This window comes from Lacrimispora sp. (assembly GCF_036758025.1).
GTDB lineage: Bacteria > Bacillota > Clostridia > Lachnospirales > Lachnospiraceae > Lacrimispora.
This window is the reverse complement of the sequence record NZ_DAIOXM010000001.1, coordinates 307,464-323,672: the sequence shown is the minus strand read 5'-3', so window position 1 is coordinate 323,672 and position 16,209 is coordinate 307,464. Positions and strand designations below refer to the sequence as shown.

13 protein-coding genes are annotated in these 16,209 nt (G+C 46.6%); 5 read left to right on the top strand and 8 right to left on the bottom strand.

The window, feature by feature from the left end; genetic code table 11:
* Positions 1 to 16 precede the first annotated feature (16 nt).
* Complete coding sequence (locus V7M78_RS01500; RefSeq protein WP_333645713.1) at positions 17 to 1,360, bottom strand: ABC transporter substrate-binding protein; 1,344 nt, start codon at positions 1,358 to 1,360, stop codon at positions 17 to 19.
* A gap of 178 nt (positions 1,361 to 1,538) precedes the next feature.
* Here V7M78_RS01500 and V7M78_RS01495 point away from each other — a divergent pair, with 178 nt between their 5' ends.
* The 4 genes from V7M78_RS01495 (at position 1,539) to V7M78_RS01480 (ending at position 7,142) form a co-directional block, all read left to right on the top strand.
* Positions 1,539 to 3,332: a sensor histidine kinase gene (locus V7M78_RS01495; protein WP_333645711.1), complete on the top strand. Its 1,794-nt coding sequence runs from the start codon at positions 1,539 to 1,541 to the stop codon at positions 3,330 to 3,332.
* Positions 3,307 to 4,818, top strand: a complete 1,512-nt coding sequence (locus V7M78_RS01490) for a response regulator transcription factor (RefSeq protein WP_333645709.1) — start codon at positions 3,307 to 3,309, stop codon at positions 4,816 to 4,818. The genes V7M78_RS01495 and V7M78_RS01490 overlap by 26 nt, the downstream gene beginning before the upstream one ends.
* Positions 4,819 to 4,842: 24 nt before the next feature.
* Positions 4,843 to 5,961: a glycoside hydrolase family 88/105 protein gene (locus V7M78_RS01485; protein ID WP_333645707.1), complete on the top strand. Its 1,119-nt coding sequence runs from the start codon at positions 4,843 to 4,845 to the stop codon at positions 5,959 to 5,961.
* Positions 5,962 to 6,083: 122 nt separating this feature from the next.
* Positions 6,084 to 7,142: an AbrB family transcriptional regulator gene (locus V7M78_RS01480; RefSeq protein WP_333645705.1), complete on the top strand. Its 1,059-nt coding sequence runs from the start codon at positions 6,084 to 6,086 to the stop codon at positions 7,140 to 7,142.
* Between the two features lie 60 nt (positions 7,143 to 7,202).
* Here V7M78_RS01480 and V7M78_RS01475 read toward each other — a convergent pair whose 3' ends face one another.
* The 5 genes from V7M78_RS01475 to V7M78_RS01455 all read right to left on the bottom strand — a co-directional run bounded on the left by V7M78_RS01475 (position 7,203) and on the right by V7M78_RS01455 (position 13,459).
* A complete protein-coding gene (locus V7M78_RS01475; RefSeq protein WP_333645703.1) occupies positions 7,203 to 7,940 on the bottom strand; it encodes a GntR family transcriptional regulator in 738 nt (245 codons plus the stop codon).
* A gap of 81 nt (positions 7,941 to 8,021) precedes the next feature.
* A complete protein-coding gene (locus tag V7M78_RS01470) occupies positions 8,022 to 9,305 on the bottom strand; it encodes a citrate transporter (protein ID WP_333645701.1) in 1,284 nt (427 codons plus the stop codon).
* 182 nt (positions 9,306 to 9,487) lie between these two features.
* Positions 9,488 to 10,285, bottom strand: a complete 798-nt coding sequence (locus tag V7M78_RS01465) for a hypothetical protein (RefSeq protein ID WP_333645699.1) — start codon at positions 10,283 to 10,285, stop codon at positions 9,488 to 9,490.
* 5 nt (positions 10,286 to 10,290) lie between these two features.
* Positions 10,291 to 12,423 carry a hydantoinase/oxoprolinase family protein gene (locus tag V7M78_RS01460; protein ID WP_333645696.1) on the bottom strand — a complete coding sequence of 711 codons (2,133 nt, stop codon included), beginning with the start codon at positions 12,421 to 12,423 and terminating at the stop codon, positions 10,291 to 10,293.
* Between the two features lie 187 nt (positions 12,424 to 12,610).
* On the bottom strand, positions 12,611 to 13,459 hold the full coding sequence (locus tag V7M78_RS01455; protein WP_333645694.1) for an AraC family transcriptional regulator: 849 nt from the start codon (positions 13,457 to 13,459) through the stop codon (positions 12,611 to 12,613).
* Between the two features lie 135 nt (positions 13,460 to 13,594).
* Between V7M78_RS01455 and V7M78_RS01450 the strand changes: the two genes are divergently transcribed.
* The gene (locus V7M78_RS01450) at positions 13,595 to 14,992 is read left to right on the top strand and encodes a family 4 glycosyl hydrolase (protein WP_333645692.1); all 1,398 of its coding nucleotides are present in this window, start codon (positions 13,595 to 13,597) and stop codon (positions 14,990 to 14,992) included.
* 107 nt (positions 14,993 to 15,099) lie between these two features.
* On the opposite strand, the gene V7M78_RS01445 is transcribed toward V7M78_RS01450, so the two are convergent.
* Both V7M78_RS01445 and V7M78_RS01440 read right to left on the bottom strand, forming a co-directional pair.
* Complete coding sequence (locus V7M78_RS01445) at positions 15,100 to 15,591, bottom strand: metallophosphoesterase (RefSeq protein ID WP_333645690.1); 492 nt, start codon at positions 15,589 to 15,591, stop codon at positions 15,100 to 15,102.
* Positions 15,588 to 16,202, bottom strand: a complete 615-nt coding sequence (locus V7M78_RS01440) for an XTP/dITP diphosphatase (RefSeq protein ID WP_333645688.1) — start codon at positions 16,200 to 16,202, stop codon at positions 15,588 to 15,590. The genes V7M78_RS01445 and V7M78_RS01440 overlap by 4 nt, the downstream gene beginning before the upstream one ends.
* Between the last annotated feature and the right edge of the window lie 7 nt (positions 16,203 to 16,209).

Genomic DNA, 16,209 nt, shown 5'->3' with positions numbered 1-16,209 from the left:
CCAGATTGCTTTTTATTTATTTTGCAGCTTCCTCCAGAATCTTTTTGGATTCTGCAACAAACTGTTCTGCTGCTTCTTCAGCGGTTGCGTCGCCGTAACGAATGGCTTCTACCATGGTCTTTCCTAATGCTTCCACTTCACCCTTTCCGGATGGGTCCGGAACATCAATTGGAGTTGCAATTTCGCCGACCTGGGAGATATAATCAAAGACGCTCTGGGAAATAGCTTCTGCCTTTGGCTTAATGGCAGCGGCAACTTCTGTATTAACTGGGATTCCTCTTTCAGCCATGAGGATTTCATTACACTCAATGCTGTTGACGAACCAGTCAATAAACTTGGCTGCTGCTTCCTTATTCTGAGAAGTCTCTGCCACAGAAAGGAACTGGCCTGGCTTTAAGTAAAGGGACTGAGTTTTGGAGTTATCGACAATTGGATAATATGTCATTCCCAATTCTCTTCCGGCTGTATTGGAAACAGCAATAAACTGATTGGAAAGAGCGAAGTCATTCCATGTGGTTCCATCAATAATCGGCTTCGTTTCAACGATATCCATGTTCTTTTCTGCAAGCAGATCAGGAGAAACAGCGAATTCTGCTTTTGCAAATTTCTCCACTGCTTCAAAATACACCTTCATGGAATCAGTGGTGCCATTTCTAAGCTCGTCGAACATATAAGATCCGTTTCCTCTAGCAACCATTGCCATCATGTTGATCTGGCCGTCAAATGCTCCCTTAACCCCTGTTTTTTCATAGATAGTCTTGGAAACCTCATACAATTCTTCAAATGTCAGCTGCTTGGAAAGATCCACTCCAGCCTCTTCCACAACGGCTTTGTCATAAATCATAACAAGGGCATTGCTTCCGATACTCATGGCATAGCACTTATCCTCGATGGAACCGCTTTCGATTACGCTGTCAGGAATATTGGTGGTATCAATCACACCGCTGTCAATAAATTCAGACAAGTTGGCAAGCTGTCCGCTCTGCTGGTACTGGTTTAAGTAGGAATAGTCCATCTGAAGGATGTCCGGAAGATTTCCGCCTGCTGCCATAGCAGAAAGCTTATCCCAGTAGCCGGTCCAGTCTGTAAATTCCACCTTGATTTCCACGCCCGGATTCTGGCTCATGTACAAATCTACCGCCTGCTTTGTCACATCATTTCTAAGCTGGTTTCCCCACCAGGTGAAATTCAGTGTCACCTTGTCTCCCGATGCTGCCGTGGTATCTGCTGCCTCTGCTTTTGTGGTTGCTTCTGCTCCGGCAGTCGTTGCATCTGTTGTTTCCGCCTTCTTGCCGCAGCCTGCCAAAGAAGATGCCAGAAGTACTGCTGCAAGGGTTGATGCCAATAATCTTTTTTTCATGTGAATAAAACCTCCCTTTCGGTTTGTGATGGTATTATTTTATGGCAAATATGCACAATGGTAAAGTTAAAATAAAGCTTTTTATGATTAAAAAAACGGCTTTTTGTTATTTTCGGGGGTTTTTCAATTTCTTTTTTTATTTCTTTGCTATATAATAGGCTGGAACGAGAAAGGGCCCATGATGATGAAAAAAAAGACAGCCTGGTTTAACAACCTATCCCTTTATAAAAAAATACTGATGCTTTTCCTTCTTGCCATACTTTCACTCTGCATTGTCTTCCTGGTCAGCATCAGGATTATGACCACCCGTTATAATGAAGAGCTGTACCGGATCAATGCAAATTCCTTAAAACATGTGACTGCATACCTGGAATCAGAAATGCTGGCAATCCAGACTATATCCGACAATATGATCGGAGACCAGATTCTTCAGGATAATCTTTCATTTTTAGATGAAAACCCCTGGAGCAACCGCCGGGCACTTGCCCGCAGAGATATTTACCAGCAGCTTTATTCCTACCTTTACAGGAGCAAATATATTACTTCTATTAACGTCATTTTGCCTAGCGGAACCAATATCTGTATGGGAAGCTCTGATTATATATTAAACTTTGACCGGAAAGAGCTGGAGGCCACACTGAATAGCTTTAAGGGCAGAGCTACCTGGACCGGAGGAATTTCTCCCGGAACCGGTACTGCCTGCGCCAGACAAATCCGAAAATTAAAGTATTTAAGCCTGCGGCCTTTGGCAGAGCTTTATATTACAGTGGATATGAACAGCATGATCGAAGATGGCCTGCAAAATTCCGGAAGCCAGGCAGAGGACTCCCGGTTCATCCTGATGTCCGGCCAAAAGAGAATCTACCCGGCAGAGGCTTTTCACGAGGATTATTGCTTAAAAATTATTTCTGACAGCGCCCGCTGGGAAGAATCCTATACCATTGCCACACTGGACAATAAAAAGGAATTTATCATCACCGGCCAGGGGGCTTATGAGGGCTGGAATTACATTTATTTCAGAGATTACGACCCACTGTTTCAGAGAACCCGGCTGACAGGGCTGGAAATTCTGATCTTCACCTTTTGCACTGCTTTAATTACCGCAGTCAGTGTCACCCTGGTTCTGCGCCACTTATTCCGCCACCTGGATTATCTCATTGAAAAAATCCAGCGTTTCGGCAGCGGGGAAACCCCGGAGACAAAGGACGAGGCCTATGATTACCAGAACCGCCAGGATGAAATCGGCCAGCTTCACCGAAGCTTTGACGAGATGACCCACAGCGTCAAGGTTCTCCGGGATGAGAATTACGACAAGCAGCTTTTGGTAAGGGATTCTGCCATTAAAATGCTTCAGCAGCAGATTAATCCTCATTTTTTATACAACACCCTGGAAACCATCAACTGGATGGCACAAAAATACGGGGCCGAAGACATTTCCACCATGGTCCGCTCCCTTGCCAGCCTGTTTCGGGCCTCCATCGCCGGTCAGGAGGACATCATCCCTCTTGGGGAGGAGTTAAAGGTGCTGGATGATTACATCCTGATACAGGAAGTGCGTTTTAAGGACAGGCTCTGCTTTGAGCTGGAGGTGCCGGAGAACATTTCCAATATTTTTATTCCAAAGCTATCCATTCAGCCTCTGGTGGAAAACGCCTTAAAACATGCCATGGAGGACTCTGACGAAATGTGCACCATCAAAGTCACCATAAAAGAGCTGGAAGACCATTACGAAATGCGTGTGGCAAATACGGGATCCCGGTTTGAGCCGGACCTTTTGCAAAAGATCCGGGAAAAAGAAATCACACCTCAAGGGTCCGGTGTGGGCCTTGAAAACATCAATTCCAGGCTTCGGCTCCTCTACGGGGAAGAATACGGCCTGCATTTTTACAACGAAAACCAAATGGCAGTGGTTCTGCTGACCATACCGAAAGAAAAGGAGGTTCCTCATGCTCAGACTGTTGATCGTCGATGACGAGCAGATCATAAGAGAGTCCATTTCCCAGATGATCGACTACAGATCCATAGGCTATGAAGTAATCGGTACCGCAAAAAACGGCATGGAGGCTTACAACATCATCTGCGACGACTATCCGGATGTGGTGATTACCGATATCCGGATGCCCATATTAAACGGCCTTGATTTAATCGAGCGTTCCATTAAACTGGATTCCCGGATCACCTTTATTCTGCTTTCCGGCTACAATGAATTTGAATATGCAAAGCAGGCCATGAAATATGGAGTCCGCCATTATCTGTTAAAGCCAACGGATAAAAATGAGCTGATTGAGTCCCTGACAGCCATCGGCCAGGAACGGCTTTTGGAGGAGGATGCGAGAAAGGTCCAGCAGCAAAAATTTTTAAGGAGCCTTCACACGCCCTTAGAGCAAAGCTTTATCATGGAGGCCCTGGAGCGCCAGGATTCCTTTCCTGCCGTATTCCAAAAATACCGGGAGCTTCTGGTCCTGCCTGCCGGATGCCGCTGTGCCTGCATCTGTTCCTTTGTGGAGGAAAATCACTTAAAGCAGTTTACCGGTGACATGAAAAAGCTTTTGGATTCCTTTAAAATCCCCCTTCAGTTTTCCGTCATCTATGTAAAAAATACGGTGGTTCTCATATTTCCCGTTTCCACCCTGGCGGTTCAGGAGCAGATTGAAGAAGCTGTTGCAAGCTTTCAGTACCCCGGCCAGTCCGTATCCTTTGAAGCTGATTTCCTTTTCAGGGAAAACGGTGAAAAGCTGTTTCAGGATATCCTTCATAAACTCTCCCGGTTTGAGCGGATTTTACTCATGGGAGAATCCGGGGAAGGCCATGAAATCAGAAACCACATCGCTTCTCCCTGGATGGTACGCCGGTTAGAGAATTCCATCAGCTCTGCTGCCGATACCAGCCAGGCCGCCCAGCTTCTCCAGTCTATTTTTATGGACTCCATGCCCCTTTCTTCGGCCAGGAACTTAGCATTAAGCCTGTTTCTCCAGGGAGGTCTGGTACAGGAAAAACTGAGCACTGATGCTGCATGTGACTTTTTCCGGCGGGTTTACTCCTGCAATACGGTTTCAGGCCTTCGAAAGCTTTTGGAAACCGCCATCCTTCCCAGAAAGGAATCCGGCAGCCACAAGGCCGTTTCCAACATCTCCCTTTTAAAATCCTACATCAGCCAGCACCTGGATTCGGAAAACCTGTCCTTAAAGTGGCTGGCAGAAAATTATCTTTTTGTGAGCGTGGGATATTTGAGCAAACAGTTCGTCAAAGAAGAGGGGATGCGGTTCTCTGATTATCTCAATAAAGAACGGATGGAGGAAGCCATCAGACTTATGGCCTTTTACCGCAATGACAACATCAAGCTCATTGCCCGCCAGGTGGGCTTTGGCAGCAATCCCCAATATTTCAGTCAGGTGTTTAAGCGGTATACGGGCCTTCCGCCCACCGAATATATAGAACAGTTAAAAAATAAAGCTTAATGCATAGAGAAAAGGAGAAGAATCATGATATCAAACCAGCTACTGCTTGAAAAGATCCACCTGGTTGTGGACAAACTGATGAATCTTGGAGGCTGCGACTCAGATAAGGATAAGACAGCCAGCAGCGCAGACACCAGCAAGGGGTTCATCCAAAGGGACTTTGGCATCGAGGAATGGGACTGGCCCCAGGGTGTAGGCCTTTACGGCCTGTATAAGCTTCAGGAGTTCTACGGAGACGGCAGGTATCTTCCCTTCTTCAACAAATGGTACAGGGGACACCAGGAAAACGGCCTTCCTTCCAAGAACATCAACACCACCGCCCCCTTCCTTCCTTTGTCCTTTTTGTACGAAAGCCTGGACAGCCAGGAAGAATATTATGACCTTTGTGTAAAAAGGGCCCGGTGGCTCATCAATGACCTTCCAAAGACAGAGGATAAAGGCTTCCAGCATGTGACAAGCGCCATCGGAAACCGGGATGGGGTGAGCTTAAACGAAGGGCAGATCTGGGTGGACACCTTATTTATGGCAGTCCTCTTCCTGAACAAAATGGGGCAGAAAACAGACAATGAACTCTGGAAAAATGAAGCCACTCATCAGTTCCTGGTTCACATCAAATACTTATTTGACAGGCATACAGGACTGTTTCACCATGGCTTCCGCTTTGACGGAAGAAATAATTTTGGAGGAATCTTCTGGTGCAGGGGCAACTCCTGGTTCACTTATGGGGTGATGGAATACATAGATACCTGCGGGGAACAGTTAAATCCAGGGGTAAAGGATTTCTTGATTGACACCTTCAAATCCCAGGCTTCCGCTCTTTTAAAGCTGCAGTCTCCCTCAGGGCTCTGGCATACCGTTCTCACTGATCCTTCCAGCTATGAAGAGGTGTCAGGCTCTGCCGCTATTGCCGCAGGATTGCTGCGGGGAGTAAAGGCCGGGGTTCTGGACAAGACTTATGAAGCCGCGGCAGAAAAGGCCATTGAAGCCATCTGCGCCAATATTTCCGAAGACGGAACCGTCCTGGGTGTGTCTGCCGGAACGGGAATTGGAATGGATCCGGACCACTACAAAAACATTGCCATCATGCCTATGGCCTACGGACAGGCTCTGGCCCTCACCGCCCTTTGTGAGGCACTGAAGTAAAAGGGGAAAATCTCCTGACCTTAACATTTTTTAAGATTATACTTACTGTTCATTAAGAATACTAAGATATAATTAAATCAATTGTTTATTCTATTCAGACATTTGAATGTTGGGAGACTGCTATGGAAATCATAAAACTTTTATTGACACTGGCCGCTGCCTTTTTAGCCGGATCAGCCTTTTTACGCATGAAAGTCCCCGGCGGAATGCTGGTAGGCGGAATCGTAGGCTCTGCTGCTTTGGGCATTATTTTTCAAGCCTCTTACGTTCCCGGGGCGGGCAAGGTTTTTGCCCAGATTGTGGCCGGGGCATTTATCGGCTCCGGTGTAAAAAAAAGTGAACTAAAGCACATTCCCCGCATTCTGCGCCCTGCCGTCCTGCTTCTCAGTTTTTATATGGCTGCCAATATCGGCATGGGACTTTTAATTTACGCAACAAGCCCTGTAGACATTGTTACGGCATTTTTCAGCGCAGTTCCGGGAGGAATCAGCGATATTCCCATTATTGCGGCTGACATGGGAGCCAATGCGCCTCAGGTGGCTGCTTTACAGTTTGTCCGATTAGTCATCGGAATCGGGATATTTCCCGGTATGATCAACAAAGTCTGCAAAAAGGAAGTACCTGCCCCCGAATCAGAAGGGGACACTGCTCTAAAATCCCAGGCTGCCGGTTCCAAAGAAGAGAAAAAGCCTTACCATGCCGTGATCACATTTCTCATCGCCGCTGTCTGCGGAGTTGTCGGAAAGGTAAGCGGTATCCCCGCCGGAACCCTGGTATTTTCCCTGGTCAGCGTCATTATCCTGAAGATTTTCTGGGGCAAGGCTTATCTGCCTGCCGGCGTCAAGCGGTTTGCCCAGCTTGTATCAGGAGCCTACATCGGCTGCTCTTTAGGCTGGAAAGATTTGCTGGAGCTGCGGTATCTGGCCCTTCCCGCCATAATCCTCATACTGGGATACTCGGCCTTCTGCTTTCTCATGGGAGAGCTTTTGAAGCGGTTTTGCGGAATGTCCAGAAAAGAAGCCATGCTGGCCGCCACTCCGGCAGGAGCCAGTGACATGGCCCTGATTTCTTCTGATATCGGAGTCCAAAGTACGGATTTAATACTGCTTCAGGTGCTGCGGCTCATTATTGTCACAGCGATTTTCCCTCAGGTTCTCCATCTGATCCTGTTGGTTATGTAAAAAAAGACAGTCACAAAAGATTTTTTCATATCTCTTGTGACTGTCTTTTTTATATGCAGGTCAGCCCTTGACCAGGCCTCCCAGAAAATCACTTCCGAAAATTCTCATTCTGCCGGGCTTTGGAATTGCTTCAAAAAGCTCCGGATACTGCTCTCCCAGCTTTAAGGCATTGTCATCAATATCCAGCAGGTGGCGGCTGGCTATGTGAATCAGCATTTCCTTATCCCTTTTCTTAATGGCTTCCAGCATCTCCTTGTGATCCTCCACCACATGGCGCTGATGGGTTTCATCCACACAGATGAGCTGGCGCAGACGCTGGTAGTTGCCGGCAGCTCCCCAGATTAAATCTGCACAGTACTGCTTTTCACAGACGGCAAAGAAATACTGGTGGAACTCATCATCAAGGGCCAGAAAATCACGGACATCCTGTTTCCCGATGGCGCTTTCCTGCTGCTCGATCAGGCTCTTTAAATCTGTCATATTCCGCCTTGTATACCGCTCCAGAAATTCTTTCAATATATTAATCTCAACGCTGTACCGTATATACTGCTCCTTCTGGGCCTTTTCCAGATTGATCCTGGAAATCATGATTCCCTTTTGAGGCAGAGTGGTAATAAGGCCTTGCTGTTCCAGACGGATCAATGCATCACGCACCGGGGAACGGCTCACATTCATTTCCTCCGCAAGATCATTGATGGTGACAATGACTCCCGGCTGAATTCTCATCTCTATAATACTGCTTCCAAGTTCGCTGTAAATGTTATCTGCGGCTGTTTTCTTCTCAGGTTTCTTCAGCAACGGATGCTCCTCCCTTATACATTTCTTCTGTATTAGTGGATTAATATATCACAGTTTAACAAAGAAGTCAAATAATATTTCTTAACGGCCGATGAGGAAATATCCAATCAGCACATTAACTGCAAAGATCGCCCAGGACCAGGGGAAATTGGTGCGGATATAGGCCTTTGCTTCCATCTTTGCATAACTGATTCCCCACATACTCCAGGACTGGGTGGGGCAGGAATTTGCCACGATGGCAACCGGCGGTACCAGGAAAAGAATAAACAGGAACGGATCTGTAAAGAATCCAGTCGCCTGAAGGATAGCCAGGGTTGCCGCTCCTGAGCCAAATACCATAAGAGGTCCGCGGAACAGGCCAAGAGGTGCTGCTATGATGAAGATGATGACAATAACCAGGGTAGCCTGAGGAATAACGCCTCCCAGCAGCTCGCTGAGAATAGGAGATACCTGCTTTGCTGCTGTACTGAAAATATTAACGCCGTAAAGCATACCGATCAGAAGTCCTACGTCTGCAATTCCGTCATATAAGGTCTTTTGCACCTTTTCAATTGCCATCTTATAGGTTGCCATATTTCCTGTTAAAAGCAGTCCCAAAAAGATTCCAAGAAGGAAGGAGGGAACCGGCTTCCATTTAAAAATAGCTACCATGAAAATAGGAAGGAAAGGAATAATAGCTGCAATTCCGGGAATCGGCTTTGCCGCAGGAGATGCAGGAGATGCCGCCCACGCTCTGCTCTTCTTTCCTTTGGAATAGTGGAACACAATGAAGATGAGCATAAACACAACATGAACAACGGTTGCTGCAATTCCAAAACGGATATAGACATTGTCATAAGCCATGGAGGGGAACAGAGCCAGTAGCTGGTTCACATATCCGATATTTAAGTACATGCCTGCTGCAACGGACATCAGGTAAGAGCCTACCGCAACATGTTTTTCCACATTGAGGGAAAAAAGAATAGGAAGCACGATCATACCGATTGCCATAACAGAGCCTACGCCAAATGCGCTGGTAAAAATAAGGGTGCATACAATGGAAACCATAAGAGTGGTAACCAGCGGCTTATCACCTGCAAGCTCCACAGTTTTCTTAATGATAAAGCCTGCAATTCCTGTATCCACGATAACCCGGCCAAACCAGCTTCCGAATACGATGATAGCAATGGTTGGACCGTAATTTTCCACCGATGCCTGGAAAACCGTGTCTACTACGGTGCGGTACGGCACCCGGCCAATGATACACCAAACGAGAGCCATGAAAATAAAACCTACCAACAGGTTACCGCCCCTCATACAATATACGATAAGGCCTGCAAAGGATACGAGCAGTAGAATGCCCGCAATAATAATGTAGAGACTCATATAATTCCTCCTTTTTTTATGTTGCTTCCCATATGGATTTACCTGCACAATACGCTGCTTTGTTATCCCAAAGGTGAGCAACTAATATATTACACACATTAGTATACCAGTATATATTCAGATGTCCACTGTTAATTTAAACGAAAAAGCAATTGACATTTTATACATTTTAACTAAAATTTTTATTCTTTTTTTATACTTTTTATTGGAATTCTATTCTTTCTTCCCGCCAGCTCCATCATTTCCTCATACAAGCCGCTGGCTTCCTCCGGTGAATAGCCGTATACTAAAAATACATCCATCAAATAGGGGGAATAGCTGATTCCCATAATCTCCTGGGCAAAGCCCATGGCCGCAATCTCGCTGAGGGCAATGATATTGGAATCATTGTGAAGAAACCCCAGGGACCAAAGCCTGATCTTTTCAGTCTTCGTGAATATCTCCTCATGATACTGCTCTTCCACCCAGTGAAACAGCTCATGGGACAGAAGGAGCCGGCTGATATCCAGCTTCCTGGTGAGAACTTCCGAAACTCCCGGACTTTCAAACAGCTTCTCCGCCTTCTTCACTGCATCCATATAAATACTGATTTTATTGGGCACCCAAAACTCGGCAAAGAGCACCCGGTCAGTCTTTTCCGGAAATTCAGGGAAAGAGATATCCATACCCATGGATTCAGCCAGTTCTTTAGGGTCTCTGGTCTGGTATTTACTGCATATTTTATCAGCATATTCCCTGCCGCAGGCCAGGCTCTTTTCCATCCAATCCCTGCGCTGTTCATCCTGAAACTTTCCATTTAAGGGCTCTCTGGAAAATGCATAGCCGTACCATTCCTCCGGTTCAATCTCAGCCAGGTCTGCCAGCATATCACCCAAAGGGCGCACATCAAAGTGAGGGCGTTCGTATTCCCTTCCTCCCTGTTTTCCGAAAAGTCCGTCTGCAATGGGCTTTAAAGCTGTTTGAAATTCTTCCTTTGTCATGATTCTTAAATCTCCCTATGAGATGCTACAATCAGGATATCTTCATCCGGTTCCCGGTCCCCTAAATCCAGGTTCATAAGAAGCAGTACCTGCTCTAAGTCAATGGCACTGTAATCCGTTACTCTCGGTCCAAAGCACACAAAGAAATCAGGACGGAGAACAGAGTCGGTCTTAAATACGGCATTTTCCTTCCAAAGCTTTCCTACTACTTCTTCATAATCCTTTGCCTTGCATTTTTCTACGGCGCCTTCCGAACACTGCACCTTAATAAAGCCCTTGGTATCCACAATTCGCAGGGGGGTCTTTCCGTCTTTTTCACCTCTATATACGTAGAATTTGTCTGTCTGCTCTGCCAGCTTCACATTGGAAGTCTTAGGACCAAAGTCTTCTAAAGCCAACTGGAAGGCTTCCGGTTCCTCGCAGGCCTTTAACAGGTCGGTTGTCTTTACCTCTGTAGAACCTGTAGCAATGGCTGTTACCTTACCGGTCTGGTTATCGATCTCGATATGAATTTCAATGGTATCCGGGGAAGCTCCTGAGCTGACTGCCAAGTCAGCCGCCTCTTTCTTCAGCTCCCTGATATCTTCCTGAGTCGGATTGGGGATAACACGTTCTACTACATCACGAACCATGGCAAGAGCCACACCGATGGAGGAAATAACCTCTGCATTTTCCGGAATGCTGTACTGAAGGCCCATTTTTCCTGCACAGTAAGGAACTAAGGAAGCCGCTCCGCCTCCGCAGCCTACCAGCCTCATGCTGTCATGGTCCAGTCCGTACTTTTCTGCCAGCGTGTTGATGGTGGCATTGACCTTTTCAAAGTCCTTATCAAGAATCTGGGTTGCCAGTTCTTCTACGGTGATGCCCAGCTTATCGGCAACCGGCTGCATGGCCTTTCTTGCAGAGTTGGCATTTCCGTAGGCAAAATATTTCTTATCTACCAGTCCTAATACATTGGCTGCACATGTATTGGTAAAGCAGATGCGCTTTCCATTCTTTAACCGCAGGGTCACGTAGTCGTTAGGATCTCCCTGCTTGGGGCTTACCATTTCAATCTGAGGATCTACGATCTCCTCTTCCGCAGTAAAGCAGGCATATTCACATCCTGCAATATGAGCAGAACGGGGGCCTACGTCTGTTACGGACTTGCTTCCGATACGGACCATGGAACCGCCTGCACATCCTAAGATACGCACGTCAAGAGAGTTGATATAGGTATCATGACCGCCGATTTTAGCGTAATCCACGCCGGGACGCCCGTTCTTGATAACACCGATGTTGGTGGTGGTTCCGCCTACCTCAAAGTAAATGGCATTGGAAGCACGAAGGTACATGAGGGAACCCATAACAGAAGCGGCGGGACCGGATAATGCAGTCAGAATGGGACGCTTTCTCATTTCTCCGATTTCCATAACACCGCCGTCGCCTCTCATGATCATCAGGGGCACGTGAACGCCTGCCGCATTGACGGAGGACTCTGTTGCATTAGCTGTGTTCATCATCTTAGGCAGAATGGAAGCGTTGATTGCTGCCGTACGGGTACGGCGGGTAAGTCCATACAGTTTCGTAATATCAGAAGCCATTGTTACAGGCACATTTTTCTTCTTTGCACAGTCATGAATGGTCATTTCCTCTTCCATGCTGTCTACACCAAAGGCCATAGAAGCCACGATTACCTGAGCGCCCTGGTTCAGCAGCTCATCAATGCTTTTGTTGATCACATCTTCTGTCAGCATTTTCTTCTTAATAAAGGTGTTGTACACCTTGATCATACGGCCTACTTTTTCATCCAGAATAATATCCTTTAATGCCAACTGGCGTTTTGCCAGAAAGCCCTCTAAGCCTCCCCCGGCCATGCCGACTACTCCGACGTTTGCTACGTCTCCCTCAATAAATGCGTTAGTTGCCTGAGTTGTGGAGTGAGCTACGAAAACCACGTCCTCCGGTGCAATATTATTTTCCTGCATACAGTACTGAAAACTCTGTACAACACCGGCAGCAACGCCGTCTTTATGATCATGAGTTGTCTTTACCTGCTTTTTCCCAATAATTTCGTGGGTGTCATTATCCATAGCAACACATTTGGTATACGTGCCGCCTACGTCAATTCCCATACGGACTGCTCTATGTTCTGCCATTTTTCCATTCCTTTCTTTTTTTGCCACGTCTTGTGACTTCAAGATATGTGAGCAACTAATATATTACATACATTAGTATACCAGCATGTGATCGTATGTCCACTGTTAATTTAAACGAAAAAGCCATTGCTATTTTATATATATTAACCAAAAACTTTATTCTTTTTTTATACTTTTTATTGGTATTCTATTTTTCCTTCCTGTATTTCAGAGGAGTGGTTGCACAATGCTTTTTAAATACCCGTTCAAAATAGGTGACGCTTTCAAAGCCCAGAAGCCCCGATATTTCAGTAATGGAATATTGGCTGTTTTTCAAAAGCTTCTGGGCCTTTTTCATCCTGGCTAAGTTCCGGTACTCATTGACGGAAAGCCCCGTCACCTCCCGGAAAATCTTGCTCAAATAAGATTTGCTGATAAAAAAACGCTCCGCCAGCTCATCTAAGGATTCTTCTGTCTCACAGTGAAAGGTTAGATATTCCGCCACATCGTGAACCCTTCCATGCTTTGGGGTCTGAACCCTTGGAGGCATTTCCTTCATCACATCCCTTTTTCTGCTGCGGGAAATTATAAGAAGAATCTGGGAAAGCTTCAGCCTTACCATAACCTCATAACGCTCTCTCTTATGCTTTAATTCCTCTGCAATCCCAAATAACAGACCTTTCATTTCCTCCCATTCCTGGTTCGGAAGCCTGGATACCCCGTAATAATCTTCAAACACTTTTTCCAGGGAAGGAAGACCTGCACTTTTTAACCATGGCTCCAGCACCCTTCCGCTTAACTGAAGCAGAATCCGGTCATGGCTCTTGCTTCCAGCCTGACTGGTCTTGTGGACCTGCTGCCGGTTTATGAGAACCACATCTCCCGTCTTCACATGGTAGGTTTCCTTCTCTATAAAATAGTACCGCTCCCCTTCCAGAAGAAAATAAAGCTCATATGTGTCATGAAAATGTTTGATTGCCATGGAATACTCCTGGTCACGAATCACCTGGTCGATGACAATCCCTTCCATGCTTTCCGAAAATAATGTTTTTTCCATTGTAACCTCCTAATTAGAAGCCAAAAGTATGATTTTTCTTAAAAATGACCCAATTATATAAGCATTATAATACTATAATCCATTATACTTATCAATATAAATGACAGAGCAAGCCATTGACCAGGAGGAAACCTTATGAAATATGAGAACAACAAAGTAACAGATATCACCATTGCCTACATAGGCGGAGGCTCCAGAGGCTGGGCCTGGACCTTTATGACCGACCTTTCCATGGACAGCTCCATAAGCGGAACCATCCGCTTATATGATATCGATGAAGCCGCCGCCAAAAGCAATGAAATCATCGGCAATAAGCTGACAGAGCGGGAGGACACCGTTGGAAAATGGAATTATGTCACTTCCGGCTCCTTAGAAGAAGCCCTGACAGGCTGTGACTTTGCAGTCATCTCCATACTGCCGGGAACCTTTGATGAAATGGATTCTGATGTCCACCTGCCGGAACGGCTTGGCATCTACCAGTCCGTAGGCGACACCGCAGGTCCGGGAGGCGCCATCCGGGCTTTACGCACCATTCCCATGTTCGTGACCATCGGAGAGGCCATTAAAAAATACGCGCCAAAAGCCTGGGTCATCAACTACACCAATCCCATGTCTTTATGCGTCAAGACTCTTTACCACGTATTTCCCGAGATCAGGGCCTTTGGCTGCTGCCATGAAGTGTTCGGCACCCAAAAGGTGTTAAAAGGAATCTGCGAGGAAAGCCTTGGCCTGGAACATGCAGACCGCTCTGACATCCACGTCAATGTTCTGGGAATCAATCATTTCACCTGGTTTGATCAGGCTTCCTATAAGGGAATTGATTTGTTTCCCGTTTACCGTGATTATGTAAATTCCCACTACGAAGAAGGCTACAACGAGCCGGATAAGAACTGGGCAAACAGCACCTTTGAATGCGCCCACAGGCTGAAATTTGACTTATTCCGCCGTTACGGCCTTATCGCTGCGGCAGGGGACCGCCATCTGGCAGAATTTATGCCAGGAGATGAATACTTAAAAGATCCGGAGACTGTAAAAAGCTGGAAGTTCGGCCTGACAACTGTTAAATGGAGAAAAGAAGATTTGCAAAAACGCCTGGAAAAGAGCAGGAAGCTGGTAAGCGGAGAAATAGAAATGGAACAGAAGCCCTCGGGAGAAGAAGGAATCCTCTTAATCAAATCCTTATGCGGCCTGGAACGGACTGTGAGCAATGTCAACATCCCAAATACCTTTTTGCAGATTCCAAACCTGCCCGCAGAGACTATTGTAGAAACCAATGCCGTCTTCAGTAAGGACAGTATTAAGCCGGTTGCTGCCGGAGCCATCCCGGAAAATGTTCTGGAACTGATTCTTCCTCATACGAAAAACCATGAGCTGATCTTAAAAGCAGCCCTCACCTGTGACCGGAATCTGGTATATGAAGTCTTTTTAAATGATCCTCTGGTAAAGGGCCGGGCTTCCAAAGAAGAAGTCATAAAACTGGCTGATGATATGATTGATGCCACTCTTTCTTACCTGCCGGAGGGCTGGAAATAAACTGTTTCAGCGGAAACCTTTTCTGCTATACATGCAAAATGAGGACGAAGGCATTCCCTGCCTTCGTCCTCATGTTACATCTACTCCTGACACCCTTATGTTCCGTCTTATCTCCCCAGAAAATTCAAAGTATAATGTGCCTCTCCCTGCTCATCTAACTCCATAATCATATAAGAAGGCTTTCTTCCCTCCTGCCTTGGATAAGACAGGCTTCCCGGATTTAAGATGGTCACTCCGTTATGTACCTCGTAAAGGGGCCTGTGAGTGTGGCCGTACATGACGATGTCGAAGTTCCGCTCTTCCGCTTCCTGCTCCAGCCGTTCCGTTCCAAGGGACACATTGTAATAATGGCCGTGGGTCAAAAGAGCCTTGTATTTTCCAATCTGTATCTCTTTCTCCCGGTCCAGGTCGGAAAAGAAATCATTGTTTCCCAGAACCATATGCAGTTCGCAGTCCTTTCCCGCCCAGCCTGCAATCTTTCCCTCACTGCCTTCGGAATCTCCCAGGTGGATCAGCATATCAAAGGGCTTCTGTTCCTCCATGACCTTCTGTAAATTCTCATCCCTTCTATGTGTATCACTGACGATCAGTATTTTCATCTCTTTCCCTCCCAGTTTATCTCCATAAGCTTTTTCTTCATCTCCTCCAGGGCCTTCCCCCGATGGCTGATTCTGTTCTTCTCTTCCATGGTGATCTCTGCACTGGTCTTTCCAAACTCCGGAAGGTAAAGGATTGGATCATAGCCAAATCCTCCGCTTCCAGCAGGGCGGTCCGCCAAAATGCCTTCCATGGCTGCCTCTGTATGAATCACCTGCCCGTCAGGCAGGACTGCTGCAATATTGCAGATAAACCGGGCGCTTCTCTGGCTGCCTGTTACGCCGGCGGCCCGATCCAGCAGATTCTGGTTTTTAATATCATAGGAGGTGTCCTCTCCCATATATCTGGCTGAATAAATGCCCGGCTCCCCGTTTAAGCAGTCCACCACCAGTCCGGAATCATCTGCAAGGACGATTCCGCCGGTCTCTTTCCACACTGCCCTGGCCTTGATCTCAGCGTTTTCCCCAAATGTATCTCCGTTTTCCACGATTTCAGGATCAGCCCCTGCCTCCTTCATGGACAGGATTTCCAGTCCCAGATCTTTTAAGATTTCCCGGATCTCATCCATCTTTCCTTGGTTTCCTGTGGCAAATACGATTTTATCTCCCCTCATTTGCCTC

Coding starts and splice junctions, on each gene's coding strand:
- V7M78_RS01500 (WP_333645713.1), bottom strand. CDS start 1,360: ATGAAAAAAAGATTATTGGCATCAACCCTTGCAGCAGTACTTCTGGCA.
- V7M78_RS01495 (WP_333645711.1), top strand. CDS start 1,539: ATGATGATGAAAAAAAAGACAGCCTGGTTTAACAACCTATCCCTTTAT.
- V7M78_RS01490 (WP_333645709.1), top strand. CDS start 3,307: ATGCTCAGACTGTTGATCGTCGATGACGAGCAGATCATAAGAGAGTCC.
- V7M78_RS01485 (WP_333645707.1), top strand. CDS start 4,843: ATGATATCAAACCAGCTACTGCTTGAAAAGATCCACCTGGTTGTGGAC.
- V7M78_RS01480 (WP_333645705.1), top strand. CDS start 6,084: ATGGAAATCATAAAACTTTTATTGACACTGGCCGCTGCCTTTTTAGCC.
- V7M78_RS01470 (WP_333645701.1), bottom strand. CDS start 9,305: ATGAGTCTCTACATTATTATTGCGGGCATTCTACTGCTCGTATCCTTT.
- V7M78_RS01465 (WP_333645699.1), bottom strand. CDS start 10,285: ATGACAAAGGAAGAATTTCAAACAGCTTTAAAGCCCATTGCAGACGGA.
- V7M78_RS01460 (WP_333645696.1), bottom strand. CDS start 12,423: ATGGCAGAACATAGAGCAGTCCGTATGGGAATTGACGTAGGCGGCACG.
- V7M78_RS01455 (WP_333645694.1), bottom strand. CDS start 13,459: ATGGAAAAAACATTATTTTCGGAAAGCATGGAAGGGATTGTCATCGAC.
- V7M78_RS01450 (WP_333645692.1), top strand. CDS start 13,595: ATGAAATATGAGAACAACAAAGTAACAGATATCACCATTGCCTACATA.
- V7M78_RS01445 (WP_333645690.1), bottom strand. CDS start 15,591: ATGAAAATACTGATCGTCAGTGATACACATAGAAGGGATGAGAATTTA.
- V7M78_RS01440 (WP_333645688.1), bottom strand. CDS start 16,202: ATGAGGGGAGATAAAATCGTATTTGCCACAGGAAACCAAGGAAAGATG.